The organism is Bradyrhizobium sp. SRL28 (assembly GCF_018596315.1).
Classification (GTDB): Bacteria; Pseudomonadota; Alphaproteobacteria; order Rhizobiales; family Xanthobacteraceae; genus Bradyrhizobium.
In genome coordinates this window covers 70,255-95,396 of sequence record NZ_JAHEAG010000005.1, presented here as the reverse complement: position 1 = coordinate 95,396, position 25,142 = coordinate 70,255, and the positions used below count along the sequence as shown (strand labels likewise).

The window sequence follows — 25,142 nt, the reverse complement described above, 5'->3', positions numbered from 1 at the left end:
TCAGGCCCGCAACCAGCCTTTAACCTTCCGGCGGAACGCTTTTAGACAAGGCGGCCCACGCTGTCCAGAAACTGTGCAGGCGGATCATAGGCTTGCCGCAGCACACAAGATGGGCACGCACATCCCGTTGATAATGCTGCGGCCGCGTTGACAGGCTTGGCAGGCCTGTGTTTCCCTCTTATCTATAAGACGTCACGTCGGGAGAGATCGGCTTAAGCGCCGGCGCCGAAGGAGCAACCGCCCCGGAAACTCTCAGGCAAACGGACCGTGTGACGAAATAGCATCTGGAAAGTGACGCCGGGCGGCTTTGCCCAGGGCGTCCGCCGACGGGATAATACTCTCAGGCACAGCGACAGATGGGGCTTTCTTTGGGTTTTCGGAGGCTGGTCTCCGGAACCCATGAGGGCCTGACGGATGCTGGCGAGAGACAAATCCTCACTAAAACGCACCCCATTGCACGCGCTCCATGTGGCGCGCGGCGGCAAGATGGTTCCCTTCGCGGGCTACGAGATGCCGGTGCAATATCCGGCTGGCGTCCTGAAGGAGCACCTGCATGCGCGCTCGAGCGCCGGCCTGTTCGATGTCTCGCATATGGGCCAGCTCGCGCTGCGTCCCAAGTCAGGCCAGGTCGAGGATGCGGCGCTGGCGCTGGAGCGGCTGGTGCCGCAGGACATCGTGGCGGTTGCGCCGGGACGGCAGCGCTACGCCCAGTTCACCAATGAAGATGGCGGCATTCTCGACGATTTGATGGTGGCGAATTTCGGCGACCACCTGTTTGTGGTCGTCAACGCCGCCTGCAAGGCCGAGGACGAGGCGCATCTACGCGCGCACCTCTCTGAAGCCTGCGTCATCGATTCGCTGACGGATCGCGCGCTGGTCGCGCTGCAGGGACCGAAGGCGGAATCCGCGCTGGCGAAACTTTGTCCAGACGTGACCGCGATGCGGTTCATGGATACGGGGCCGCGCAAGGTAGGCGGTTTCGACTGCTTCGTCTCGCGCTCGGGCTATACAGGCGAGGACGGTTTTGAGATTTCGGTTCCGGCCGAACATGCCGAGACGCTGGTGACGGCGCTGCTGGATAATGCCGACGTGCTCCCGATTGGCCTTGGCGCGCGCGACAGCCTGCGGCTGGAGGCCGGCCTCTGTCTCTATGGCCATGACATCGACACCACGACGACGCCGGTCGAGGGCGCGCTGGAATGGTCGGTGCAGAAAAGCCGCCGCTCCGGCGGCGCGCGCGCGGGCGGATTTCCGGGCGCGGAGAAGATTCTCTCCCAGTTTGAAAAAGGCGCTTCGCGCCGCCGCGTCGGCCTGCGCACCGAGGGCCGCGCGCCGGTGCGGGAAGGCGCACTGCTGTTCACCGATAGCGCTTCGAGCGAGCCGATCGGCAAGGTTACCTCCGGCGGTTTCGGCCCGAGCCTCAATGCGCCGGTTGCGATGGGCTATCTGCCGACATCGCTATCCGCCAACGGCACATCAGTTTTCGCGGAAGTGCGCGGCCAACGACTGCCGCTGCAGGTCGCGGCCATGCCCTTCGTTCCCAACACCTACAAACGCTGATTCAAGCACCAGAGGACGTTTCATGACGACGTTGTTCACATCAGACCACGAGTGGCTCCTCATCGAGGGCGATGTCGCCACCATCGGGGTCACCGACTACGCGCAATCGCAGCTCGGCGACGTCGTGTTCGTCGAACTGCCCAAGGTCGGCCGCTCCCTGAAGAAGGCCGAGGCCGCCGCCGTGGTCGAATCGGTAAAAGCCGCCTCCGACGTCTACGCGCCGATCTCGGGCGAGGTGGTCGAAGTCAACGAGGCGCTCGTCGCCGAACCCGCGCTGGTGAATTCCGACGCCGGCGGCAAGGCCTGGTTCTTCAAGCTGAAGATTGCGGACAGAAGCGAACTCGGCGGCCTGATGGATGAGGCCGCCTACAAGGCACATAGGGCGTGAAAATGAAGAGGCAGCCGGCAACCTCATACTCGCTGTCATCGTCCGCCTTGTGCGCAATTGCGCACTGGGGCGGACGATCCAGTACGCCGGGAAATTTCGGTTCAATCGCTAACGTCACGGCGTACTGGATACCCCGCCTTCGCGGGGTATGACGCTGATGGCGGGTATGACGGGCAATATTGAGGAAGATACCCATGAACGCGCCGCTCAAGACCACTGCCGAAGCCGCCACTGATTTCGTGCGCCGGCATATCGGCCCCTCGCCCCGCGACATCAGCGCGATGCTGGACAGCGTCGGCGCGAATAGCTTGGCTGAGTTGATGAGCCAGACGCTGCCCTCCTCGATCCGGCAGAAGGCGCCGCTCGATCTCGGGCGCGCTTTCAGCGAAACCGAGGCGCTGGCGCATATGCGCGAGTTGGCCGCGCAAAACCAGGTCTTCACCTCGCTGATCGGCCAGGGCTATTCCGGCACCATCCTGCCGGCAGTGATCCAGCGCAACATTCTGGAGAACCCGGCCTGGTACACCGCCTATACGCCGTATCAGCCGGAGATCAGCCAGGGCCGGCTGGAAGCGCTGTTCAACTTCCAGACCATGATCTGCGATCTAACCGGTCTCGACGTCGCCAACGCCTCGCTGCTCGATGAAGCAACCGCCGCGGCAGAGGCCATGGCGCTCGCCGAACGCGCCTCGCAGTCGAAATCAAAATCATTCTTCGTCGATTCGGAGGTGCATCCGCAGACGCTCGCCGTGCTGCGCACCCGCGCCGAACCCTTGGGCTGGAAGCTGGTCATCGGCGATCCCCTCACCGATCTCGATTCTACCGAAGTTTTTGGCGGCCTGCTGCAATATCCGGGAACATCGGGCGCGGTGCGCGATTTGCGGCCCGCGATCGCGGCGCTGCGCGCCAAGGGAGCACTTGCCGTCATCGCCGCCGATCTGCTGGCGCTGACGCTGATCGCCTCGCCCGGTGAGCTCGGCGCCGACATCGCGATCGGATCGGCGCAGCGCTTTGGCGTGCCGATGGGCTATGGCGGTCCGCACGCCGCCTACATGTCGGTGCGCGACGCGCTAAAACGCTCGCTGCCCGGCCGCATCGTTGGACTATCGGTGGATTCGCGAGGGCAGCCGGCCTATCGGCTGGCGCTGCAGACCCGCGAGCAGCACATCCGCCGCGAAAAGGCCACCTCCAACATCTGCACCGCGCAGGTGCTGCTGGCGGTGATCGCCTCGATGTACGCGGTCTATCACGGCCCCGAGGGGCTGACGCATATCGCGCGCACCGTGCACCGGCGCGCGGTGGTGCTGGCGGCCGGACTGGCAAAGCTCGGCTTTGCGCCGACGTCGCAGGCCTTCTTCGATACCGTCACGGTCCAGGCCAGCGAAAAGCAGAATGAAATCGTTACGCGGGCGCTGGCTGAAAGGATCAATCTGCGGATCGATAACGGCACGCTCGGGATTGCTGTCGACGAGACCACCACGCCTGCCGTCGTCGAGGCGGTGTGGCGCGCCTTCGGGGGCAAGCTTTCCTATGCGGATGTCGAGGTCAGCGCGCGCGAAACGCTTCCCCTCGAACTGAAGCGCGACAGCGCCTTCCTCATCCATCCCGTGTTCCATACGCACCGTTCCGAGACCGAGCTGTTGCGCTATATGCGCAAGCTCAGCGACCGCGACCTCGCGCTCGACCGCGCCATGATTCCGCTCGGCTCCTGCACCATGAAGCTGAACGCGACCACGGAAATGATCCCGCTGACCTGGCCGGAGTTCGGCAGCCTGCATCCCTTCGCGCCCGCCGGGCAGGCGCGCGGCTACCACGCGATGTTCAAGCGGCTGGAGCAATGGTTGTGCGACATCACAGGCTATGACGCGGTCTCGCTGCAGCCGAATTCCGGCGCGCAGGGCGAATATGCCGGGCTGCTTGCGATCCGTGCCTATCATACCGCGCGTGGGGAGCCGCACCGCAAGGTGTGCCTGATCCCCTCCTCCGCGCACGGCACCAATCCGGCCTCCGCACATATGGTCGGCATGGAGGTGGTGGTGACCGCCTGCGACGCGCGCGGAGATGTCGACGTCGACGATCTCCGCGCCAAGGCGGAGAAGCATTCCAAGAATCTCGCCGCCGTGATGATCACCTATCCCTCGACGCATGGCGTGTTCGAGGAACATATCCGCGATATCTGCGACATCGTGCACAGCCATGGCGGCCAGGTCTATCTCGACGGCGCCAACATGAACGCGCAGGTCGGTCTGTCGCGGCCCGGCGATTACGGCGCCGACGTCAGCCACCTCAATCTGCACAAGACGTTCTGCATCCCGCATGGCGGCGGCGGCCCGGGCATGGGCCCGATCGGCGTGAAGGCACATCTTGAACCTTTCCTGCCCGGGCATCCCGCAAGGGACGGCAGCGTGCCGGTCGGGCCGGTGTCGGCGGCGCCGTTCGGATCGGCCTCGATCCTGACCATCTCCTATATCTACATCCTTATGATGGGCGGCGAAGGCCTGACGCGCGCCACCGAGATCGCGATCCTGAACGCCAACTACATTGCGAACCGCCTCGATCCGTTTTTCCCGGTGCTGTACCGGAATGCCAAGGGCCGCGTCGCGCATGAGTGCATCGTCGATCCGCGCGCGCTCAAGACCACGAGCGGCGTCACCGTCGACGACATCGCCAAACGCCTGATCGACTACGGTTTCCACGCGCCGACCATGAGTTTCCCGGTACCGGGCACGCTGATGATCGAGCCGACCGAATCGGAATCGAAGGCGGAGCTGGATCGTTTCTGCGACGCCATGATCGCGATCCGAAGCGAGATCACGGAGATCGAGATCGGCCGCTGGAAGGTGGAAGCCTCGCCGCTGCGCCATGCCCCGCACACCGTGCATGACATTGTCGATGATGCGTGGAGCCGCGCCTATAGCCGCGCCACGGGTTGTTTCCCCGACGGCGTCTCGCGCACGGACAAATACTGGAGCCCGGTCGGGCGCGTCGACAACGTCTATGGCGACCGCAACCTGGTGTGCTCGTGCCCGCCGGTCGCGGATTACGCGCAAGCCGCGGAGTGAGGCTCCCGTAGGATGGGTTTCGCTGCGCTCACCCCATCCTACGGTAGCGCTGCTACGGCGCGACCAGCGCCGGATTCCAGCGCCACAGATTATCGTTGGTCAGGTGGGTGCCGCCCCACCAGCGGTCGATTGGATTGTGCCGGCTGAAGTCTTCCTTGTGGGCGAGAACAGCCTTGCCGAACTCTGTAATCGACAGCCGGCTGCGCAGGTAGGCTGGGTGCCGGTCTCGCAAATTTTTGCGGTCGAGCGTACGCAGTTCCTCGTCGAGGCCCGCTACGGCCGGTCTGGGCCCGAACGCCAGCCCATCCAGCAAGTAACCGTATTCCCACTCGCCGAAGATGCGCGTTTGCCGCAACTGGTAGAAATGGAAGAGCGCATTTGTGAGCGAGTATCCCCGCGCGATCAGCTCGAGCATCCGCATTTCCGAGGCGCCAAGCCCTGTCGAACTTGACGGCAGTTCTTCGAGCAGATCGATCAGGACAGGTTTGAGCAGCGGCAACGCGCTCAAATCCCTGCTGAGCAAATCGAAGCAGGCAACCGGCGTGGGCGATCGCCAAGCCTGCCAGGCCGCGCTCGCCGTCGCCAATTCCCTTTCCGTGACGTCAACAGCCGGCGGGTTCCACCTGCCAAACTTCTCAAGCTCCCTCATATCCAGATCGACGAGACGCAGCTTCAACCTGCCAACGATTTCCGGATAGGAGCGGAAGTAATCAAGCAGCCAGATCAGTTTCAGCTGCGCCCTCGGTCGCACGTCGAACCACAGTTCGACGGTTTCGTATTGCTCGCAGAATTCGGCCAGGTTCGCATCAGGGTGCTTCCTGTTTTCGCTCTGTTTTCGGTGGACGCCCCAGTCCGACCAGTGTGTGCCTTCGTCGTGGCTCGCGAGACGCGGACCAAGATGGGCTACGAGTTCATCCGAGGAGGGCTGCGGTCCCCAGACAAAGTCGAAAAAGGCTAGATCCAGCAGGAGGTCGGCGAAGTCATTCTTTATAAAGTCCGGCGTCAACCAGCCGGTCAGGATCAGAGGCTTCATCACACCCATCCACACCACACAACAAAACGGGCGCTGAAGACGTCGGCAACTCAACGTCTACAACACCCGTCCGTCCGTTTCAGGCCTTAACCCCTGAAGCGTTTCTGAAACTTACTCCTCCGCCGGCTCCTCGCCGTCGGCGTCGCGCTCGGCGGGGCCGGCGAGGATCTGCTCGGCGATCAGGCCGGAGTTCTGGCGGATCGCCGTCTCGATCTTGGCGACCATGTCAGGATTGGCCTTGAGGAAGGCTTTTGAGTTCTCGCGGCCTTGGCCCAGCCGCTGGCTGTCATAGGAGAACCAGGCGCCGGATTTCTCGACGATGCCGGCCTTGACGCCGAGGTCGAGAATTTCGCCCATCTTGGAGACGCCCTCGCCATACATGATGTCGAACTCGACCTGCTTGAACGGCGGCGCCAGCTTGTTCTTCACCACCTTGACGCGGGTGGTGTTGCCGACCACTTCGTCGCGTTCCTTGATGGCGCCGATGCGGCGGATGTCGAGGCGGACGGAGGCGTAAAATTTCAGCGCGTTGCCGCCGGTGGTGGTCTCCGGCGAACCGTACATCACCCCGATCTTCATGCGGATCTGGTTGATGAAGATCACCATGGTATTGGATTTGTTGATCGAGGCGGTGAGCTTGCGCAGCGCCTGGCTCATCAGCCGCGCCTGCAACCCCGGCAGCGCGTCTCCCATCTCGCCTTCGAGTTCGGCCTTCGGCACCAGCGCCGCAACGGAGTCGACCACCAGCACGTCGACCGCGCCGGAGCGCACCAGCGTGTCGCAGATTTCCAGCGCCTGCTCGCCGGTGTCGGGCTGCGAGATCAGCAGTTCGTCGATGTTGACGCCGAGCTTGCGCGCATAGACCGGATCGAGCGCGTGTTCGGCGTCGATGAAGGCGCAGATGCCGCCCTTCTTCTGTCCCTCTGCCACCGTGTGCAGCGCCAGCGTGGTCTTGCCCGACGATTCCGGCCCGTAGATCTCGACCACGCGCCCCTTCGGCAACCCGCCGACGCCGAGCGCGATATCGAGCCCGAGCGAGCCCGATGAAATGGTCTCGATATCCATCGAGCGGTCGTTCTTGCCCAGCTTCATCACCGAGCCCTTGCCGAACTGGCGCTCGATCTGGGAGAGCGCGGCGGACAGGGCCTTGGTCTTATCCATGGAGGATCCTTCGACGATACGCAGGGCAGTGGCGGACATAGTACGTGCTCCTTATGGCGGGGATTCGCGAGCGGGACAAACGGGCGGTGGAAGGTTCCGAGATTCGATGGCCGATGGGAAACTCGTACCACGTTTGTTCTATGTTCGCAATATGTTCTTTTCGCCACAGGGGGTACTGGCCTGCTTCCAACCTCCGTGGCCTACGTTGAAAATTGCAGCGGCCCAATTTGCTCCGTTAAAGCGCCGCGAATTCGCCGAACCCTGTTCTCCGTAGAATCGCGGTGTTCATGCTCAATTCGAGGTAGGCCACTTGTTATAGCCGGTGCTGTCGGTATTTGCCCTGAGTGCGGGTGTCACAGGAATGGCCCCAACTCGGGGGCTGGAGAGCTGGGGCCATTTACTGAAGGAACGGTGCAGCACTCCTACGGCGCTCCGTTCAACGTAAAGGCCAGCACGTTATGGGCATCGGCGCTGTTCAATATTGATCGTCATGAAAAATAATCAGTGTCCTGATCTACCTCCGCCAGTGTCCTGATTAGGACAGCCCCCGGCTTTGGTACTGGCCTGTTTCCGACCTCAGTGGCCTGGTTTGAGAATCGCAGAGGCCTGTTTTGAATTGTTCACTTCGGAACCGACAGCCGGGCATCTGCATATTAGGATTGGAAGTGCAAACCCTACGGTTAGGACCCGTAAGCACGAGGTTGTATCATGCAGCGTCGCCGATCTGTTCCCCATACGTTTGAGGAAAATATTGCAGCCGAGAAGGCCAAGCTGGAAGCCCAGGTTGCCCAGCTCAAACCTGGTCCTCAGAGGGACGGGCTGCTCAAGAAAATCCGCCAGCTGGATACCGCTTCTCACATGAACGAGTGGCTCACTTCTCCGGGGCTTCGACCACCAGAACCAGCCTAGAAGAAGTAAGGCCGCCTCAGTTGGCGGCCTTTACTCACGCCAATCTTTTTCCCCGGTCCGCGGCAGCCGCCGGGGACGATTAGTCCCTTTCCGGCAAAGTCCCGCCGGTCCCCTGCCCCGCATTTGCCCGGCCGGAACCTTCACCTACGCAAACATACGGAGGTGACCCGGCGCGGGGGTTTTGCATATTCCGCCTATGGGCCGACATATCCTTTTCAAATGCCCACGGCTGGGCACGAACGTGCAGCATTGGCTCCCGGAGACGCCGCCGGAGGACGAGCCTGGTTCCAATTCCTATGTGTCCGTCGTCTGCCTCGCCTGCACCCGGCTTCATTTCATCCACAAGGAAACCGGCAAGCTCCTCGGCGAGGACTGGCCCAACCGGTAGCGTGCCTACCCGGACACAGGGCCCGCCTTAAGTTCACTTTTGTACTGTTCCCCCGGAACGGATTCCGCCGCAGTGCGTAATTGCACCGGGTGTTGGGACAGTAACGCGTAGCAACGGGGAACCAGATTGTGCCGGGTAAAAAATATCTAACGGAACAAGCGGCAACCTTTTTGAAATTTGCAATGGCCACCACGGATCCGGATGTCGCCGCGGGCTTTCTCGACAAGGCCGCCGACCTTTCGGCCAGGAGTGAAAAGGCGCCGGATGCCAGCCCCCGGCCGCCTGATGTAGAGCAGCCGGAAAGCTAGCTCTCGCGATGAGGCCGCCAACGGGCGGCCTCATCGTTCTATCGGCAAGTCGAGGCGCGGATGACGTCGCTTACAATTTTAGGCGTGCTTGCGGTTTCGCCTGAACCGTCCGTCAAGATGCGCCCGCTATGGGTTACTACATGCACATTCAGGTTGCCTTCGCCCCCGAGCCCATCCTGCCGATGCTTCAGCAGCATGGCGCCCATCTCCTCACACGGCTCTTGAGCCTCAGCCGCACCCCGGAGCCCTCGCGGGTGCCGCAGCCGGTCCGGCCGGACGCGCCGTCGAGACCCCATATGCCGCCGCGGCAGCCTTATCCAACGCGCCAGGAATAGAAGGCCGAGCCGCTGGCGGCCCTGGTCTTGAGTTCTCAGCGGCCAGGCCCTCCGACATTGCCGATATGTAAGACGACGACTCTCCTCCTCCATGGTTTTATGCCGCGCGCATAACAACATCGGGAAGGGAGAGCCGAATGAAGATCGCCGCTGTCGTCCTGTCGCTTGCCGTATCCGGCATTGTCCTGTCGTCCGCCCTCGCGCCTGCGTCCGCCTCGAAAATGAATGGCAAGTGCTGCCAGTCGTCCGATGGCGGCCGCTCGGCGGCTTACAGATGGCACATGAGCCATCGCGCGATCCCTCACACCTGCAGCGCTTACGCAGCTTCCTGCATTCGCGATTCCGCCGATCGATCCGACAAGGTTCAGATGTGCATGGCCGCGAAGGCGCAGTGCATGAAGACCGGCGTTCATGTCGGTCCCTATAGCGGCAGGCATTACGCCGGCATGACACGGATATAGCGGACCGGCGCCCCGCCACGCCAAACGACCCCGCCGCATGGGGCTATGCAGCGAGGTCGCCGATGACGGGGGAAATCTGGAGGACCACCCCGCCCTCGCGAGCAGATACGTCCGCCGCAAGGGCCCCGTTTCAGCGTGCAGATCGCCCGGCAAATTCGTCTCTGGCCGCGTTGAACCTTTTTCATTCCGGTCAGACAAAACCTTGCCTGGGACATTGCATCACTCGGGGATTAAGCCTGCGCCGCCAAGCGACCATACTCCGCTTGCGCGGCGCAGTGCTTTTCAGCAGGGGAGAAAGCGGGGCCGGCGCGGGAATTCGGGCGCGCCCGCGGGGTTGAACACATGCCGCGCGAGGATTTCTGCCGTACCGTCGCGCGGCAAATTTATTGGTAAGCGGATGGAATATGGAACTTTGCGGTTCCACTCCCGTTATGCATGGCAATTTCGGATCGGCGACCTGGCCAGGGAAAGACCGAGGCACGGCTTGCCCTGTTGGCCATGCGCCGCGTCCCCTCTCCACGCCTTTGCAGGCACCGGCGCCTGATCAAGTCTCATAGAGTTGCGTTGATTTATATTTGCAATTTTAGGTATTAAGTCTGGATGCGGTTGGGGCCGCAGCGGGATTTTTTATATGATCTACAAGGGCGTTGAATTCAGCGTGACGGCGGTCGCTCCGGGCATTTGGAATTGGCAATTCCGCATCGGCGACAGGGTCATCGCGGGCAAGACCGAAGCCAAGCTCAATCTGCTGGCCATCCGGCGGGTCCAGCTTCGGATCGATCGGGAGCTAAAAAAAGCCGAACGGGAACGACCCGCTTCGCCGGATCCTCCTGCCGGCCGCTCGTCGGAGAAGTCTTAAGCAATTACAGCAAGTTACGACGACAGGATGATTTGACTTATATGCTATATAACGGGCATAAGCCCGTAAAAACCCGGGGTTGATCTTTCCCTGCGCCAGGAATCCACTCCACCCGCCCTTGCACACCCTCTGGGCCAACGGCGGCCCCCTTTTGCATCCGGTTCAGCTTGCCATGCCGATCTTCTTCTTCAGCGTTCGACATGGCGAGGATGCAAGCGTCAACAACGACGGTGCGGAGTTTGCCGATCATAACGCCGCCTGGAAGGAAATGACCGGCGTCTGCGGCGACATGATCGCGGACATTTCCCGAAAACTCTCCGAAAACGCCGAGTGGCAGATGGAATTGCTGGACGAATCCAAGAAGCCGGTATTCCGGATTCGCCTGGTCGCGGAGACGCTGCAGGAGAGCGATCAGGAGCTCTAGGCGTGCGCCTTTTTGGAAGCAGCGTCCGGTTCACCGGCCGGCGCAGCGCCCTTTCGCAGCTCCCGGGCGGAGATGAATCGGACGCCGATCAATTCGCCCTTGCGCCAGATCAACGCGCATACCCGCCGTACCTCACCGCCCGCGGTCAGCGAGAGACCGAACACCTTCGGCACCGCCAGATCGCCCACGTCGAGGCAGGCGCCGTTCTCTGAAATATCGAGGATGTAGCACTCGATCCAAGGTGCATCCGGCGCCGGAATCAGGAATCCCTTCTTGCGCAAGTCGACCCGAACGAACTTGCGGTTACCTAGGTCTTTGCGGTCTCTCGCCATGATTTCTCCTGCGCGGGGAAGTACTAGGCGGAATACCTGAATACCGAGTTATCGGAATTCGGCAAAAATCGAGGTGTTGGTGATTTCGTGGGAACCGGTTGCGCTAATCGGCGCTGGCAAGCCGGCGCATCGTGAATTCGATGTCGCCACCGGGCAACTCGCGCCAGCTCTCGACCGAGCTCATATAGGCCGCCTTGGGGTAGCGGTCGAGAAAGTCACGCGCCCTAGCCCTGGCCTTGTCACGCGGCAGCGTAAAAGTCTCGCGCAGATAGCCGTCGTCCGGCTTGCGCCGGCCGGCCATCCGGCTCGCGAGATCGCGCGGACGAAAGACCATGTCGTAACCCCAGACACATGACGACAGGTCGAATATAGGGGCGGCGGCGAACGAATCCTACCCGCCGCCCGCCGCTCTGGCTGGCTTACTGGCTGGTGCTGCCGGTCTTGCTCTTCTTGGCGGGCGCCGCTGCGGCCTTGGGCGTGTCGGTGCTGCGCACGGTGCCCCAGGGATCGGAAGAGGCCTTGGCGTCGGGAATCTTCCTCAGGGAATCCTTATAGGCTTTGTCCTTGATCGCATCCTGCTCCTTCTCCTCCGGCGATTTGGACATGAGTTCCGGCATCAGGTTGATATTGGGGGTCTGCGCGTAGGCCGGCGCCGTCAACAACACCACCACCGCGGCCGCGCTCAGCATTCTCATGACGCTCTCCTTTGGGACGCTGACTTTGCGTTTCCGGCAAGGATACCACCGGCTCAACCGCCTAGCCAAGCACGAGGACCCCAGCCTTTCGTTCGAAGCGGCTCGACGCGCCGCAAGGCGGCCGGACTCGCAGGATTTCGTGCCGCATTTGTGGCCCGCTGCCGCTGTTCCCTTCCGCAATGACCACTACAATAGGCCGGCAACAAATATCAGGCGGGGAAACCGGCGTTCATGCAGCAACAGCCACCAGAAGCGGAATTCGGCATCGCGGAAGCCAGGCGCGTGCTTGGCGAGGTATTTGCGCCCTGGGTGATGGATCTCAATCTCTCGATCGAGCGCTTCGACTTTGCGCCATCAGGCGATGCCGCCGACTGGCAGCCGGGCGCGATCCTGCGCCTGCCGTTCTCGGAGCGGCTGTGCCGCAATGGCGGCACGGTCTCGGGCCAGGCGCTGATGGCCTTTGCCGACACTGCGATGGTGATCGCCAACCTCGCCGCCAACCGCGGCTATCGGCCCATGACGACGGTCGACCAGACCACGCATTTCATGCGCGCGGTCTCTTCCTCCGACGTGCTGGCCGATGCGCGCGTGGTCCGCCTCGGGCGCACCATGAGCTTCGGCCGCGTCACGCTGCTCGGCGCCACCGACAACAAGCCGGTGGCGATGGTCTCGAGCGCGTTCGCGATGCTTTAGTGGAATCGTAGTGGAATCGTGGGGTGGGCAAAGGCGCGTTAGCGCCGTGCCCACCATCTATCACCGAAGGCGCTTCGAAATGGTGGGCACGCTTCGCTTTGCCCACCCTACAAGATCACCCGTCCCATCCGATCCATTCGATGCGGGCACCATATCGTCCCCCGTAGTTCTCTCGTCTTAGGGCTATCGCTGTTTTGGATCACCAGGCGGATCATCGCCCCGATCTTTCCGGCTGACGTGTTGAGCACGCGCCTTGTCCGCGGGCTGTTCCTGTCCCCGCTCGTCGCGAACGATGCCCTGCTGCGCTGAGCTTCGGTCCTCAGGCTTCGGCATGCCTGCCTGGCCGCCATGCTTGCCGCCCATGTCCTGTTGGCCTTCCAGATCGTTTGCTCTTGCCATTTGAGAACTCCGGTTGGCCGCAGATCCTGGAACGGGTGATCGTCCCGCACTGTGCAGGATCGCCGTTGGTCGTTCGACAGCGCTACAGCGTGTCGGGGGTGCGTGTCGGCGAACCCTTGTCTTCGTTGCGCAGCTCTTGTTCAGCCAGGTGCCAAAATTCGTCTTCTCTACCTTCGGGCCGACCCGCTTGCTCCCAAAGCCGATACGCTCGCGCCCCGATTTCCTTTTTGCTGGGTTCAGCCACTGCGTTTTCTCCGCGTTGAAGCACGGCCCACCCTTTAGCCGTGTTGGGAACTTACCGGCGGGACCGGCTTGGCGACTGGCCTTTCGGATTCAAGTCCACATCAAGCCGTTGGTTCCTCGCTGAGACTGCCGCACAAGACAAAGGCCACACGGGCGTTACACCGCATGGCCTTTGTCGGGACTGTCCCGCTCCTCGCGTGGATTCCGTCTCCGCTAACATAACCGCGAACCGGCAGAAACGTTCCGGCCGACGCGGGAGTTGTAATAAATTCTGACCAGTCGAGATCAGTCGTGCAGAAATCGTAGGGCGGATTGCGTTTCGCCAATCCGCCCGACCTCCCGGCCGACGCTCACTTGCCGAGAACGGATTCCGCAGCGTTGACGATGCTGATGTTCGGATTCTTCCCGCAATAGGTGCCGAACTTCTTGGCGTTTTCGACGAACACGTCGGTGTCGATGATCGCCTCGTCGGAATCGCCCTTGTACCAGCCGTCCATCCAGGTCAGCACCATCTTGATCGTGTCGTCGCCGCCTTCGATGAATTGCTTGCAGGTCATGGTCGAGAGATCGAGAACGACGGCGTGCGCCGGCGCGGAGGATAGCGCAAGCGCTGCAGCAAACAGGATCGAGGCGGTCGTCTTCATGATGAGCTCCATTGGCGTCTGAGGCAGACGGGCTTGCGTGTGATGCATGTGATTTCCGAAAAACCGCGCCAGCATGTTTTCGCGCAAACGAAATCCAAACGCCTGTGCAAACACAGGCTGTATCGAATCCAGCTGACCGCAGTTTCACCGCGCCATGAACGGCATCACATATGAAGTTGTCAAACCGTGCGCGGATTGAGAATCCGAGAGTCGCGTGAAGCATTCGTAGGGTGGGCAAAGGAGCGTAGCGACGTGCCCACCATCTATCACCGAGCGCGCTTCTTGATGGTGGGCACGCTGCGCTTTGCCCACCCTACGGACTTTCACCGCCATTGCGAGCGAAGCGAAGCAATCCACGTCTCCGCAAGCCGCGCTATGGATTGCTTCGCTTCGCTCGCAATCACGCGGAGAGAGCGCTGCGCCAAAACGCCAATTTTCCAAGGCGGATCAAGGGGATTTGGGTCGTCCAGCCCTTCCCGCAAAAATATTCCGCTTCCGTCGTCAGGCAAATCACCGGCATAACTCCGCCCGTCTCACGGCGGATGAGGGGCGCTCGCGATCGTCACGAACGTGCGGTGAGATGCGATGGACGTGAGAGGCGCGATAGACGTACGCGCCTGACGCGTACGGCGAAGTCGTGTGGTCCTGACGCCGCGGTGCTAGCGCTAAGTTGGCGGTTGCGCATCGATCCTATCGGATCGAGCGCGGTGTCCCGCCGGCGACGGTGGCAAGAAAGCCGTTCACCGGGGAGAGCACGAAGTAAGCCGTAAAGCCATTGCGCAGGGAAGGCCGGAATGCTCCCGCTGCCCTGTATGCTCGTGTGCACTTTTGTTTGCGCAAATCGCACGCGAGACCGCGGGTGCAGCAAGCACCCGGTCTTCCCTGCGCCCTCTAATTTTAGGGGACGGGAATTTCAGGCAAACCTCGGACAGTTCATGTCGCGAGATCGCGAACGCATATTCAGTTGTCATCGTCCGCCTTGTGCGCAATTGCGCACTGGGGCGGACGATCCAGTATTCCAGAGACAGCAGTGATTGAACCGAGAAGTCGCGGCGTACTGGATCGTCCGGTCAAGCCGGACGATGACAGCGGAGAGTTGCTTGAGAGTCGATCGGAAAATCCACCGTCACGCCCTCCCCACCCTGCTCCGCCGCCAGCGCCACACCAGCAGCGCCATCAGCAGCACCGCGATCCCAGCCGCGATCGCCCCGCTCATAAACCGCCCGCCTGGCCGGTCGATGGTGCGCGACCACAACGAGGGCGCCTCGCCCGGCCGCGCCAGGCGGAACGCCACCACGCTGTCGCCAATGGTCGTGCCCGACTCCGAATGACCGCCGGCGCCGATCGCGACATATTGCTCGCCCTTCCACAGATAGGTCATGGGATTGGCAACACCCGGCACCGGCAGCCGGCCCTGCCACAGCTCCCGCCCCGATCGCGCGTCGAAGGCGCGCAGATAAGCATCCAGCGCGCCGGTGAAGGCGAGACCGCCGGCGGTGATCGCGACGCCATTGACGAGCGGCGTGCCGAAGGAGAAGGCGATGCCGAGCGGCGCGCGGTCCTCCGTTGTGCCTACGCGCGAACGCCAGAGAATCTTGCCGGCCTTCAGATCGACCGCGACCATCTCGCCCCACGGCGGCTTGTTGCACAACAGGCCCAACGGCGACATCGCGACCGCGCGCGTCATCGCGAACGGCGTGCCCTGCTGCCGTCCGAAATCGTGACCGGGCGGCGGGTTGAATCCGTCGGCCACGGCGGCACGCGGAAGCAGTTTGACGATGTGGATCGCGCGCGAAATGTTGGCGTAGAGGATCTGGTTGACGGGGTCGACGGCGACGCCGCCCCAGTTCACACCGCCGCCGGTCATCGGAAACACGATCGAGCCTTGCGTCGACGGCGGCGTGTAGAGCCCTTCATTGCGCGCGGAGGCGACCTGCGCGCGGCAGGCACCGCGCTCCCAGAACGGAACCAGGCCGAACACATCGTCGGCCGAAATCTGTTGCGACAGCAGCGCCGGCACGTGGGTCGGAAACGGCTGCGTCGGCGAGAGCTGCTCGCCTTCGGTGCCGCCTTGCGGCACGGCGCGTTCCTCCACCGGCCATACCGGCTTGCCGGTATCGCGGTCGAGCACGAATACAAATCCCTGCTTGGTCGGCTGGATCACGACGTCGCGCAGGCCCGCGCCGGTATCGATGCGCGCCAGCGTCGGCTGCGCCGGCAAATCGTAGTCCCAGACATCGTGATGCACGGTCTGATACGACCAGACCCGCTCGCCGGTCTCGGCGCGCAGCGCCACGACCGAATTGGCGTAGTCGTTGTTGCCGGGCCGCTTGCCGCCCCAGAAGTCCGGGCTCGGCGAGGACGTCGGCAGGAACACCAGGCCGCGTTCCTCGTCCACCGATATCGGCGCCCAGACATTGGCGTGGCCGGCGACGACACCGCCGTCATGCACCAGCGGATCGAACGTCCAGCGCGGCCGCCCGGTTCGCGCATCGAAGGCGCGCACCGTGCCGGGTGGCGCCTCGACGCGGCGATTGTCCGCGATCGCAGAACCGACGATTACGATGTCGCTGATAATGACGGGAGCCGACGTGATCTGGAATTCGCCGGGCCACTCCAGCGGCATCCCGGTCTCGAGCCTGATCTCGCCATTGGTCCCGAAATCGGCGCAGGGTGTGCCGGACCTCGCGTCGAGCGCGATTACGCGCGCGTCGTTGGTGCCCATGAATATCCGCGCGCGGCAGGCGGCATTGTCGGGCGCCTTGTCGTCAAGCCAATAGGCGACGCCACGGCAATTGTATCGGTTGGCCGGGCGTTGCGCGGTCGAGATCTTCGGATCGTACCGCCATTTCTGCGCGCCGCTGCCGGGATCGAGCGCGATCACTTCATTGAACGGCGAGCAGAAGATCAGGCTGTCTTCGACCAGCAGCGGCGTGGCCTGAAACTTGGTCCGCTTCATCACCTCGGGCGCGCGGGCGTCGAGATCGCCGGTGCGAAACTCCCAGGCGCGGACGAGATTGCCGACATTATCAGGCGTGATCTGGTTGAGCGGCGAAAACCGCGATCCGCCACGATCGCCGCCCCAATGCTCCCAGGCGGAAGCCGGAAGCGAGACACCGAGGCAGAAGATGGCAACGACGAAAATGAACAGACGAACCGGATTTCGCATCCTGCCCCCGCAAGCGCAATCCAACGCTTGCGGGATCGATTACCCTATCAGCACGTCAGTATCTACCCCGGCCGCCATAATCGCCATAGTTGCTGCCGCGGCCGCCGCCAAACCCGCCGAGGCCAACGCCGATGCCGATGCTGACAGGCGGTCTCGATGGCTCGTACACTTCGCGCGGCGGCGGATCGTACACCACGCGCGGGGGCGGACGGCGAACGACCACGACGTCGTCTTCCGGCTCGCGACGCGGCGGCTTGCGATCGACCCGCTTCTTCGACGGATCCGGCTCGACGCGCCGGACCGGCGCATTGACCTTCAGCGGCTGCGGCGGCGGCTGCACGTTGCAGGGACAGGTCGGCCCGGAGAACGCGACGTTTTGCGGCACAGCGGCGTTGGCGGCGGCAACCGCCGGCGTGAACTCGGGACGGTTGCGCAGCCGCTGCTCCAGCTTACGCGCGGTTGCGCTGAGATCGCTATCGGGGAATCTCGCCAGGAACGAGCGATATCCGGACGCGGTGTTGATGACCACGGCCTCGTTCCACGCCACCATGCGCCGGTGCCGAACCAGCCAGTCGCGCGCCAGCCGCCCGAGCGTCGTCTGCGGGTAGAGGCCGGCAAAGGCCTCATACGCTTCGTCGGTGCCGTCGGCCACGATCAGTTCGTTCGCCGCCTCGACCGGCTTGCCCTTCAGATCGCGCGTCCACTCGGCGACCGACTTCTTCGGAGCTGCCGCAGGCTTCGGCCCGGCGAGCGAGGCGCCCGAAAAGCGGAAATCCTCGGTCAGCGAGGAGCTGTCCCACGGGGTCTGCCGCCCTTCGGTGACCTTGTTCACCGCAAGCCGCACCCGCTTGAAGGTCTCCTCGATCGGAATCTGCTCCTTGCCGGCGGTCAGCAGCGCGGTCGTATACGGGCTGTTGGAGCCGGAGCCATCTTCGGCAACCGCGCCGGGCGACGTCGAGAACGACAGGAAGGTGCCGGGAGCGCCGATCTTCGCATCGATGAGAGCAAGCCCGCTGCCGGCGGTCTTGAGGTCCGGGAACGGATTGTTGCGGCAGGCGTCGAGCATCAGGATACGCATCTTGCTCGGCACCGACGTCAGCGTGTTCAGGATGTCGTTGAGGCGCACCGCCTGGATCGGAATGTCGGCTTCCCGCTTCGGATCGATATCGATCGGAACCAGAAAATTCTCGCCGTCGATCTGCAGCCCATGGCCGGCGTAAAAAACCAGGGCGACGGTGTCGGCACCCTTGGCCGCGACCTTGCCGGCGAATTCGCTGACCACCTCCCGCATCTGGCCTTGCGAAAGGTCGGACGCGGTCGAAACTTCGAAGCCGGAATCGGTCAGCAATTGCGTGACCGCCTTGGCGTCATTGGCCGGATTGGGCAGCGCCGGCACCGAGCGATAGGCGGATTGGCCGATCACCAGCGCGAGGCGGCTTTCGGCAGACGCCGAATGTGTTCCCAGAAGAACCGCAGCGGGAATCATCAATTTGAGCAGCGCGTGACGGAACATGATGCCACCTCCCGGCAATGCAGGCTGCGGATTGGTCATGATCCCGCAGCCAAAGGTTCAAGCCGGCCGCGCCATGTGAGGCGTGACGATGGCCGGATTCGACGGCGATCTTGTCGCAGACCCAAGCTCCGCGACGTGATGCAAATCACAGTATTGGGATTGTTATCTCTGCCTAATACTCTGTCCGAAGTGGCATCTCCGGGGTAAAACAACCTCCGATGCGGCGGATCGGGTTTCACATAGCGCTGATGGCGGGCGCGGCGCTTACGCTTGCGGGTTGCGGCTTCGGCGACGTCCGCTCGCCGCTGCCCGAGTTCATGCGCGCCAAGGCGCCCGAGCCGCCCCCGCTCGAGCCGGTGCCCGATGTCAAGCGCATGCTGAAGGAGAAACTGGACTCGGTGTTCACGGCGGCCTCGCAACCGACCCAAGTTCGCGTTTCCGAGCCGCGCCCCAACCTGCGCGGCCCGGGCTGGACCGCCTGCGTCAAGGCCGAGGTGATTTCGGTGACCGGCAAACCGCTGGGCACGCAGACCTATCGTGTCGAGATTTCCGGCGGCGTGATCGCAGATCGCCAAAAGGTCGAAGCCGAGGATACCTGCAATAGCGAGAGCTACGAGTCGATCTAGCGGCTACAGGCAGCGGGTCGTCGCCCGCACCGGACAGAGTTTCAGCGCACTCGTCAGCGAGAATAGCACCCGCGCGCCGCGGGTGGGATTATCGGGCGCGCGATAGGTGAGCGGCGCGGCAGCGCCGATGTCGGCCTGCAGGCCATCGACGAGGAAGAAGCGAACGCCGCCGCCGGCCGAGGTCAACGAAAGCCCATCGCTGAGCCGATAGCCCGAGTTCCAGGCCACCCCGCTGTCGACGAAGCCGTAGAGCTGGTAACCGCTCAGATATTGAAGGCCCAGCTTTTGGTCGAATCGCAGTTCGACCGAGCCCGCCAGACCATTATCGCCGCTGATCTCGGCGCTGCCGTAGCCGCGCCCGAACGCGATTCCGCCGAGATAGAATTGCTGCGAGGTGAACAGCGGGCCGGACGCCGCCTGGCCGGCTGCGGCAAGTTTCAGTGACCATGCATCCGTCAGCGTCTGGTAGCGCGTGAACCAGAAATTCAGCGCGGAGAACTTGCCGGACGCGCCGTCGCGCGACAGATAGTCGTCGCCGCGGTGCGAAGCGCCGAGAATGTCGAGGCCCTGGCGATAATTCACCGTCAGATAATTGGTGCCGCCGAAATCGTCCTGCAGCCGATAGTCCGACGTGAGGCTGGCGGTGCGGATGCGATCGGCGTAGATCGGGCCGAACACATCGTTCTCGGAAGCATTGGTGAATCCGGCCGCTGCGGTCAGCGTCAGGCTCGATTTCTGCGATTGCAGCGGAACGATGCTGCCGCGAATTTCGAACGACTCGGTCTTGATGTTGTCGCTGTAGAGATGGCGGTAATCGCCGGGCCAAACCTCGCTGTAATAGCCCGAGGCGCCGATGCGGGCGCCGTCGGTGCCGACGGGCACTTCGTAAGACAGCCGGCCGAACGCAAGCTGCCGCGGATCGCCGGGCGTAGTCGACAGGTTCAGCACCAGGGAATCGCCGGGCGCGACATAGGAATTGAACGCCACCGTCCCGTAGCTTTGCCACGGTCCGACCGACGACGATCCCAGATTGTCGACGCCGAACGACGTGAAGACGTGCCACGTCTTCAGCGAAAGGAGCAGGCGAAAATGGCCGCTCGCGGTGCCGATCTCCTCGATCGCGGTGTCCTCGATCCGCACTCCGGGCCGTCCGTTGATCAGCAGCAACTGCCGTTCGAGCGTCGCAAGCCGCGAGGGCCGCTCAGTCAGTACGGCCTCGAGCATCGGCCGGACGCCGAATTGTTCGGCGCCGTCTCCCTTCAGCGCCAGCTCCGTTATGCTGCCTTCGATGACTTGAATGCGAAGCTGGCCGCTCCGGATGTCCTGCGGCGGAACGATCGCCCGGCTGAGGTGAAATCCGGCGGCGCGATAGATGTCGCTGACGGCGGCGGCCATCGCGGCGAGGTCGGCCTGCGATACTTTTCTTCCGATAAAGGGTTGATACACCGTAACCAACCGCTCCTGCGGTATCGCAACGGCACCGGTGATGGAGACATGCCGCAGCACGAACAGCGGCTTTGAATCCCCCTGCCCCTCCGGCCGGGCGAATTGCGGCATCGGCATCCGCGGCCGCGCGGTTGGCCCCTGACGCGATTGCTGGTCTTCGAAACGTTTTTCGGTTTGCCGCGGATCATAACCGGGCTGGTTCGCCTGCTGAGCCTGCGCCGGAAAACAGGCGATGATGATCCAAAGGCCGAGGCCAGCCGTCGGGAAGCGGTGCCACGCTACAGGTGCACAAATGCGCTTCAGTAGATGTACGGATACGCGCCGCCGATCGTTGGTGGAACCCCTAGCCATATGATTTTTAATAGAATTTTATGGTCAATGAAAGGTTAATACGACCCCTTCGAACTACGTGTTCGACTCACTTAATCTTGAAACATTTCCGGTAATCTTCGGGACAAAGCGGCAATCGGAGAGTTTCCATGCGTGCGGTCCTTCAAGCCTCCAGGCTCATCGCGGCAGCGTTCATCGTGACCGCTGCGTCCGGAGCATTCGCTGCCGACGGAAGCGACTGGACGGTCCACAAGTCCTCGGGCGAGGTATGGCTCACCGGCAGCGGCGTGCAGCAGGCATCGCTGAAACAGGAAGACGTGCTGAAGCCGGGCGATACCGTTCGCACCGGCCGTACCGGACGCGTCCTCTTGAAGCGCGGCGACGAAATGATTCTGGTTTCGCCGAATTCCGTGGTCGGCGTCCCCGCCCAGAAGAAGGAAGGACTCTCGACGACGATCCTGCAGCAGGCCGGTTCGATCCTGCTCGACGTTGAAAAGCGCAACGTCAAGCACTTCGAGGTCGAGACTCCCTACCTCGCAGCCGTGGTGAAGGGCACGCAATTCCGCGTCACCGTCAACTCAGGGAAGACCACCGTCGACGTGGTCCGCGGTCAGGTTGAGGTCGCAGATTTCAAGTCGGGCCAGATCGCCCAGGTGATGGCGGGCCAACATGCGACGGCGTTCGCCACCGGCAAGACCGGCCTCTCACTGGGCGGCTCCGGAGCCCTCGCCCCGATCGAGCAAGGCAAACCTCGCGCGCCGTCGGTCGAGCGCGTTCCGGTGCCGCGCGGCGGCTTTACCGCGATCCGCCACACCACGAATGGACAGGCCGTCCAGCCGTCGCGTCATGCAAACGTGCAGCCCGCAAGGCATGGCGTCACCCGCATCTCGTCGTCGATCGGTGAAGTCCGGTTGAATGTCCACCGCGTGACGCATGGGCTCGCCCGCGACAAGTCGGCGGTGCATGGGGGTGCGCGGAATGCAGCCAACAAGGACACGATCTGGGGCTCAGCCGGCTCCGGAAACGATGTCGCCTCAGCAAACAGCGGCCAGGGCAACAGCAGCAACGTTGCTGTGAGTGCTGCCAACTCCGCAACAGGAGCCGCGGCCGCTTCCGGCGTCAGCAGCACGGTCGCGGCCGTCAGCGGCGGCGGCAATGGCAATAATGGAAATGGTAACGGCAACGGAAATGGCAACGGCAACGGCAACGGAAACGGAAACGGAAATGGAAATGGAAACGGCAATGGCAACGGCAATGCCTACGGCCGGTACAAGAACCGTTAGCGGCACGCTTCAACGACCTGCGCCATGAGCTCATAAGCCTGACGACGACCAAACTCGAAACACCAGAATGGTGACCATGTGAAACGATATCGGCCGCATATTTTCGTGATGATTGCACTCGCAATCGTCCTGGCGGGCGGCTGGCACAATTCGCTTCGCCACGCATTGGCCGACCTGCGGTTCGCCTGGCAGTCGCGACAGGTCTCTGGCGATATTGTGGTGATCGCGATCGACGCATCGTCGATCGACAGGATCGGCGTCTGGCCGTGGCCGCGCCTGCTCCACGCCGAGCTGATCCGGCAGCTTCAGAAGGCAGACGTCCAGGACATCGCGCTCGATGTCGACTTCTCCACCCCCTCCGACGCGTCGTCGGACCGAAACTTTGCCGAAGCCCTCCAGGGCGCCGGCGGATCGGTCGTGCTGCCCTCCTTCCAGCAGCCCCGCACCGACAGGACGACGCTTCACGTCAATCGCCCGCTGCAGCAGTTCGCCGAACATTCCTGGCCGGCGCTCGTCAATGTCGAGGTTGGACCCGATGGCCTCGTCCGCCGTTACCCGTTCGGCGAGAAGTTGGACGGCAAATTCGTGCCTGCGATGGCCGCCGTGCTCGCCGGCCAATACGATGAAAAGCGCACGCCCTTTCTGATCGACTTCAGCATTCGGACGGCAGGAATCCCCAAAGTGTCCTTTGCCGACGTCCTGCGCGGCGACCCGGCGACACTGCAAAAGCTGCAGGGCAAGAAGGTCATCGTCGGCGGCACGGCGCTCGAACTCGGTGACCGCGCCAGCGTCCCGAACGGCGTCATCCTGTCCGGTCCCGTGCTGCAGACGTTGGCGGCGGAATCGCTTCTGCAGAACCGCGCGCTGCAATGGACGTCGCACGTCGTCACGCTGACCGGCCTCGCCTTGCTCGCCTTGCTCATGCTGTTCTCGTGGCGCCGCCTTTCCGCCGGCAAACGCGTGGCGCTGCTCGCCGCAACGGCTGTCGCCCTCGAGGCAGGCGCGTTTGCCCTGCAGGCCGCATACCCGCTCATTCTCGACACGTCGCTGTTTCAGATCGCCATCGTCGTCTACATCGCCGCGATCGCGCTCGACGAAATCGATATCCGCGATCTGCTCGGCCGGGTCGCCGAGAGCCGCTTTCAGCGCGTGGCGATGTCGCTCGGCGATGGCCTGATCTGCACCGATTCGAATTACCTGATCACGGTCTGGAATCCCGGCGCGACGGCGATCTTCGGCTACCAGCCGGAGGAGATGATCGGCCGGCCGTTTGAATGGATTTGCGCCCGCGATCCCGATACGCCAGCTTTTTCCGTCAAGGATGCCGCAGAGCTCGCCGCCGGCACGGTGATCGAGTTCGACGCACGCCGCAGCGATGGCGAGGTGTTTCCGGTCGAAGCCAGTTTCTCCGGCTGGCAGGGTACTGACGGATTTCAGTTCGGCGCGATCCTTCGCGACATCTCGGTGCGCAAGCGCGAAGCCGAGAGAATTCGATACCTGGCTGAACACGATACGCTGACCGGCCTCATCAACCGCAACACCCTTCATGCCAAACTTGAAGCAAAGATTGCCACAGCCGGGCCTGACGGCCGCAAGGTCGCGTTGCTGGTCATCGGCATCGACGGCTTCCAGCAGATCAACGACATGCTCGGTCATGCCATCGGCGATCTCGTCCTTCGCGCCATTTCAGAGCGGTTGACGGCGGCGATGCCGGCGGCCGGCCTGATCGCGCGCCTGAGCGGAGACGAATTCGCCATCGCGGTTCCGACAAACGCTATCGGCCAAAATGTCAGCCGTTTTGCCGAGCAGATCGGTGCAGGCTTCGACGAGCCGCTGCTCGCCGGCACGCGTCACCTCCGCGTCAGGGTGAGCATCGGCGCCGCCGTCTTCCCGTCCGACGGGCGAACCGCGGCTGAACTCCTGAGCAACTCTCATCTGGCGCTGAGCCGTGCCAAGGCGACCAGCCGCGGCGGTCACGTGCTGTTCGAGGACTCGATCCGCCGCGAACTGGAAACTCGTTTGACGCTGGAAGCCGAACTGGTGCTGGCCGCGGAGCGCAATGAATTCGAACTGTTCTACCAGCCGCAAATTCATCTGGCCGACGGCAACCTGATCGGCGCCGAGGCCCTGATCCGTTGGCGTCATCCCGAGCGGGGCCTGGTTTCGCCGGGAGAATTCATGCCTGTCGTCAACACCTCACCGATTTCCGAACGAATAGCGGAGTGGGTTCTCGAAACCGCCTGCGCCAAGGCAGCTGCCTGGGAGCGCGCGGGACAAAAGCTCCGGATCGGCGTCAACCTTTCGCCCTCCCAGTTGCAGTCGGGTGACCTCGCAAACTCGGTCGCGCAGGCGCTTGCCCGCACCGGTTTGAGTCCGACCAGCCTCGAGCTCGAGGTCACCGAAGACATCCTGCTGCACGACGAGCAGAGCGCGCTGAATACGTTCCTGAAAATTCAGGCGCTTGGCGTTCGCCTCGTGTTCGACGATTTCGGCACCGGCTTTGCCAGCTTGAGCTACCTGAAGAAATTCCCGCTCGATGGACTGAAGATCGACCGCTCCTTCGTGCTCGGATTGTTAACCAATCCCGATGACGCGGCGATCGTCAGTTCGACCATCGGGCTTAGCAAGCAACTCGGCCTGTCCGTTATCGCCGAGGGCGTTGAGGACCGGGCCACGGCCGACTTCCTGGTCAGGATGGGCTGCGAAGAGGGACAGGGCTATTTCTTCGGGCGGCCGATGCCGGCAAGCGAGTTCGAAGCCAAATTCCTCACCGCCCCCGCCACTGCCGAGGTGGCGTGACCGGTGAGCGGCCTGATCAGGCTGAACGGTCCGTTAACGCGACCGCTCAAATCCGAGCTTCGCGACAACGGTATTTTCCACC

The 25,142-nt window shown here is 63.0% G+C and carries 24 protein-coding genes and 1 riboswitch; of the genes, 13 read left to right on the top strand and 11 right to left on the bottom strand.

All coding sequences use genetic code 11. The features are described from left to right. Positions 1-187 precede the first annotated feature (187 nt). Positions 188-278: riboswitch (glycine riboswitch) on the top strand. A gap of 136 nt (positions 279-414) precedes the next feature. The 3 genes from gcvT to gcvP all read left to right on the top strand — a co-directional run bounded on the left by gcvT (position 415) and on the right by gcvP (position 5,010). Then, the gene (gcvT, locus tag KIP88_RS14155) at positions 415-1,560 is read left to right on the top strand and encodes a glycine cleavage system aminomethyltransferase GcvT (protein WP_214488541.1); all 1,146 of its coding nucleotides are present in this window, start codon (positions 415-417) and stop codon (positions 1,558-1,560) included. A gap of 22 nt (positions 1,561-1,582) precedes the next feature. Further along, positions 1,583-1,948 carry a glycine cleavage system protein GcvH gene (gene gcvH / locus KIP88_RS14150; protein ID WP_214488540.1) on the top strand — a complete coding sequence of 122 codons (366 nt, stop codon included), beginning with the start codon at positions 1,583-1,585 and terminating at the stop codon, positions 1,946-1,948. 194 nt (positions 1,949-2,142) lie between these two features. Continuing rightward, the gene (gene gcvP, locus KIP88_RS14145) at positions 2,143-5,010 is read left to right on the top strand and encodes an aminomethyl-transferring glycine dehydrogenase (RefSeq protein WP_214488539.1); all 2,868 of its coding nucleotides are present in this window, start codon (positions 2,143-2,145) and stop codon (positions 5,008-5,010) included. A 52-nt stretch (positions 5,011-5,062) separates the two neighbouring features. Here the strand turns inward: gcvP and KIP88_RS14140 are convergent, their stop codons facing one another. After that, complete coding sequence (locus KIP88_RS14140; protein ID WP_214488538.1) at positions 5,063-6,043, bottom strand: hypothetical protein; 981 nt, start codon at positions 6,041-6,043, stop codon at positions 5,063-5,065. Between the two features lie 111 nt (positions 6,044-6,154). Continuing rightward, positions 6,155-7,243 (bottom strand): recombinase RecA, encoded by a 1,089-nt coding sequence (gene recA / locus KIP88_RS14135; protein ID WP_214488537.1) that lies wholly within the window; start codon positions 7,241-7,243, stop codon positions 6,155-6,157. Between the two features lie 669 nt (positions 7,244-7,912). Between recA and KIP88_RS14130 the strand changes: the two genes are divergently transcribed. The 6 genes from KIP88_RS14130 to KIP88_RS14105 all read left to right on the top strand — a co-directional run bounded on the left by KIP88_RS14130 (position 7,913) and on the right by KIP88_RS14105 (position 10,888). Continuing rightward, entirely contained in the window at positions 7,913-8,113 is a 201-nt protein-coding gene (locus KIP88_RS14130) for a hypothetical protein (protein ID WP_214488536.1), read from the top strand. 241 nt (positions 8,114-8,354) lie between these two features. Beyond that, positions 8,355-8,501, top strand: a complete 147-nt coding sequence (locus tag KIP88_RS14125; RefSeq protein ID WP_308163555.1) for a hypothetical protein — start codon at positions 8,355-8,357, stop codon at positions 8,499-8,501. 128 nt (positions 8,502-8,629) lie between these two features. Next, positions 8,630-8,809: a hypothetical protein gene (locus KIP88_RS14120; RefSeq protein ID WP_214488534.1), complete on the top strand. Its 180-nt coding sequence runs from the start codon at positions 8,630-8,632 to the stop codon at positions 8,807-8,809. 472 nt (positions 8,810-9,281) lie between these two features. Next, positions 9,282-9,605, top strand: a complete 324-nt coding sequence (locus KIP88_RS14115; protein ID WP_214488532.1) for a hypothetical protein — start codon at positions 9,282-9,284, stop codon at positions 9,603-9,605. Between the two features lie 631 nt (positions 9,606-10,236). Then, positions 10,237-10,464, top strand: coding sequence for a hypothetical protein (locus KIP88_RS14110; RefSeq protein WP_214488531.1), 228 nt, complete (start codon positions 10,237-10,239; stop codon positions 10,462-10,464). A gap of 172 nt (positions 10,465-10,636) precedes the next feature. Further along, positions 10,637-10,888, top strand: a complete 252-nt coding sequence (locus tag KIP88_RS14105) for a hypothetical protein (RefSeq protein ID WP_214488530.1) — start codon at positions 10,637-10,639, stop codon at positions 10,886-10,888. Here the strand turns inward: KIP88_RS14105 and KIP88_RS14100 are convergent. The 3 genes from KIP88_RS14100 to KIP88_RS14090 form a co-directional block, all read right to left on the bottom strand. Beyond that, positions 10,885-11,220, bottom strand: a complete 336-nt coding sequence (locus KIP88_RS14100) for a PilZ domain-containing protein (protein ID WP_214488529.1) — start codon at positions 11,218-11,220, stop codon at positions 10,885-10,887. The genes KIP88_RS14105 and KIP88_RS14100 overlap by 4 nt on opposite strands. Before the next feature lie 103 nt (positions 11,221-11,323). Then, positions 11,324-11,554: a hypothetical protein gene (locus KIP88_RS14095; RefSeq protein WP_214488527.1), complete on the bottom strand. Its 231-nt coding sequence runs from the start codon at positions 11,552-11,554 to the stop codon at positions 11,324-11,326. A gap of 85 nt (positions 11,555-11,639) precedes the next feature. Further along, entirely contained in the window at positions 11,640-11,915 is a 276-nt protein-coding gene (locus KIP88_RS14090) for a hypothetical protein (protein WP_214488525.1), read from the bottom strand. Between the two features lie 231 nt (positions 11,916-12,146). On the opposite strand from KIP88_RS14090, the gene KIP88_RS14085 reads away from it, so the two are divergent. Then, positions 12,147-12,608 carry a PaaI family thioesterase gene (locus tag KIP88_RS14085; protein ID WP_214488524.1) on the top strand — a complete coding sequence of 154 codons (462 nt, stop codon included), beginning with the start codon at positions 12,147-12,149 and terminating at the stop codon, positions 12,606-12,608. A gap of 183 nt (positions 12,609-12,791) precedes the next feature. Here KIP88_RS14085 and KIP88_RS14080 read toward each other — a convergent pair whose 3' ends face one another. The 5 genes from KIP88_RS14080 to KIP88_RS14060 form a co-directional block, all read right to left on the bottom strand. Continuing rightward, on the bottom strand, positions 12,792-13,007 hold the full coding sequence (locus tag KIP88_RS14080) for a hypothetical protein (protein WP_214488838.1): 216 nt from the start codon (positions 13,005-13,007) through the stop codon (positions 12,792-12,794). Between the two features lie 82 nt (positions 13,008-13,089). Continuing rightward, positions 13,090-13,251 (bottom strand): DUF2934 domain-containing protein, encoded by a 162-nt coding sequence (locus KIP88_RS14075; RefSeq protein ID WP_214488523.1) that lies wholly within the window; start codon positions 13,249-13,251, stop codon positions 13,090-13,092. 349 nt (positions 13,252-13,600) lie between these two features. Further along, positions 13,601-13,894 carry an HdeA/HdeB family chaperone gene (locus tag KIP88_RS14070; RefSeq protein ID WP_214488521.1) on the bottom strand — a complete coding sequence of 98 codons (294 nt, stop codon included), beginning with the start codon at positions 13,892-13,894 and terminating at the stop codon, positions 13,601-13,603. A 1,126-nt stretch (positions 13,895-15,020) separates the two neighbouring features. Then, positions 15,021-17,063 carry a pyrroloquinoline quinone-dependent dehydrogenase gene (locus KIP88_RS14065; RefSeq protein ID WP_214488520.1) on the bottom strand — a complete coding sequence of 681 codons (2,043 nt, stop codon included), beginning with the start codon at positions 17,061-17,063 and terminating at the stop codon, positions 15,021-15,023. Positions 17,064-17,118: 55 nt separating this feature from the next. Further along, a complete protein-coding gene (locus tag KIP88_RS14060; protein WP_214488806.1) occupies positions 17,119-18,576 on the bottom strand; it encodes a caspase family protein in 1,458 nt (485 codons plus the stop codon). Positions 18,577-18,824: 248 nt separating this feature from the next. Between KIP88_RS14060 and KIP88_RS14055 the strand changes: the two genes are divergently transcribed. Then, positions 18,825-19,202, top strand: coding sequence for a hypothetical protein (locus KIP88_RS14055; RefSeq protein ID WP_249790768.1), 378 nt, complete (start codon positions 18,825-18,827; stop codon positions 19,200-19,202). 3 nt (positions 19,203-19,205) lie between these two features. On the opposite strand, the gene KIP88_RS14050 is transcribed toward KIP88_RS14055, so the two are convergent. Continuing rightward, the gene (locus KIP88_RS14050; RefSeq protein ID WP_214488518.1) at positions 19,206-20,999 is read right to left on the bottom strand and encodes a ShlB/FhaC/HecB family hemolysin secretion/activation protein; all 1,794 of its coding nucleotides are present in this window, start codon (positions 20,997-20,999) and stop codon (positions 19,206-19,208) included. A gap of 128 nt (positions 21,000-21,127) precedes the next feature. On the opposite strand from KIP88_RS14050, the gene KIP88_RS14045 reads away from it, so the two are divergent. Both KIP88_RS14045 and KIP88_RS14040 read left to right on the top strand, forming a co-directional pair. Continuing rightward, entirely contained in the window at positions 21,128-22,261 is a 1,134-nt protein-coding gene (locus tag KIP88_RS14045; protein WP_214488516.1) for a FecR family protein, read from the top strand. A gap of 78 nt (positions 22,262-22,339) precedes the next feature. Continuing rightward, positions 22,340-25,060: an EAL domain-containing protein gene (locus KIP88_RS14040; protein WP_214488515.1), complete on the top strand. Its 2,721-nt coding sequence runs from the start codon at positions 22,340-22,342 to the stop codon at positions 25,058-25,060. Positions 25,061-25,142 lie beyond the last annotated feature (82 nt).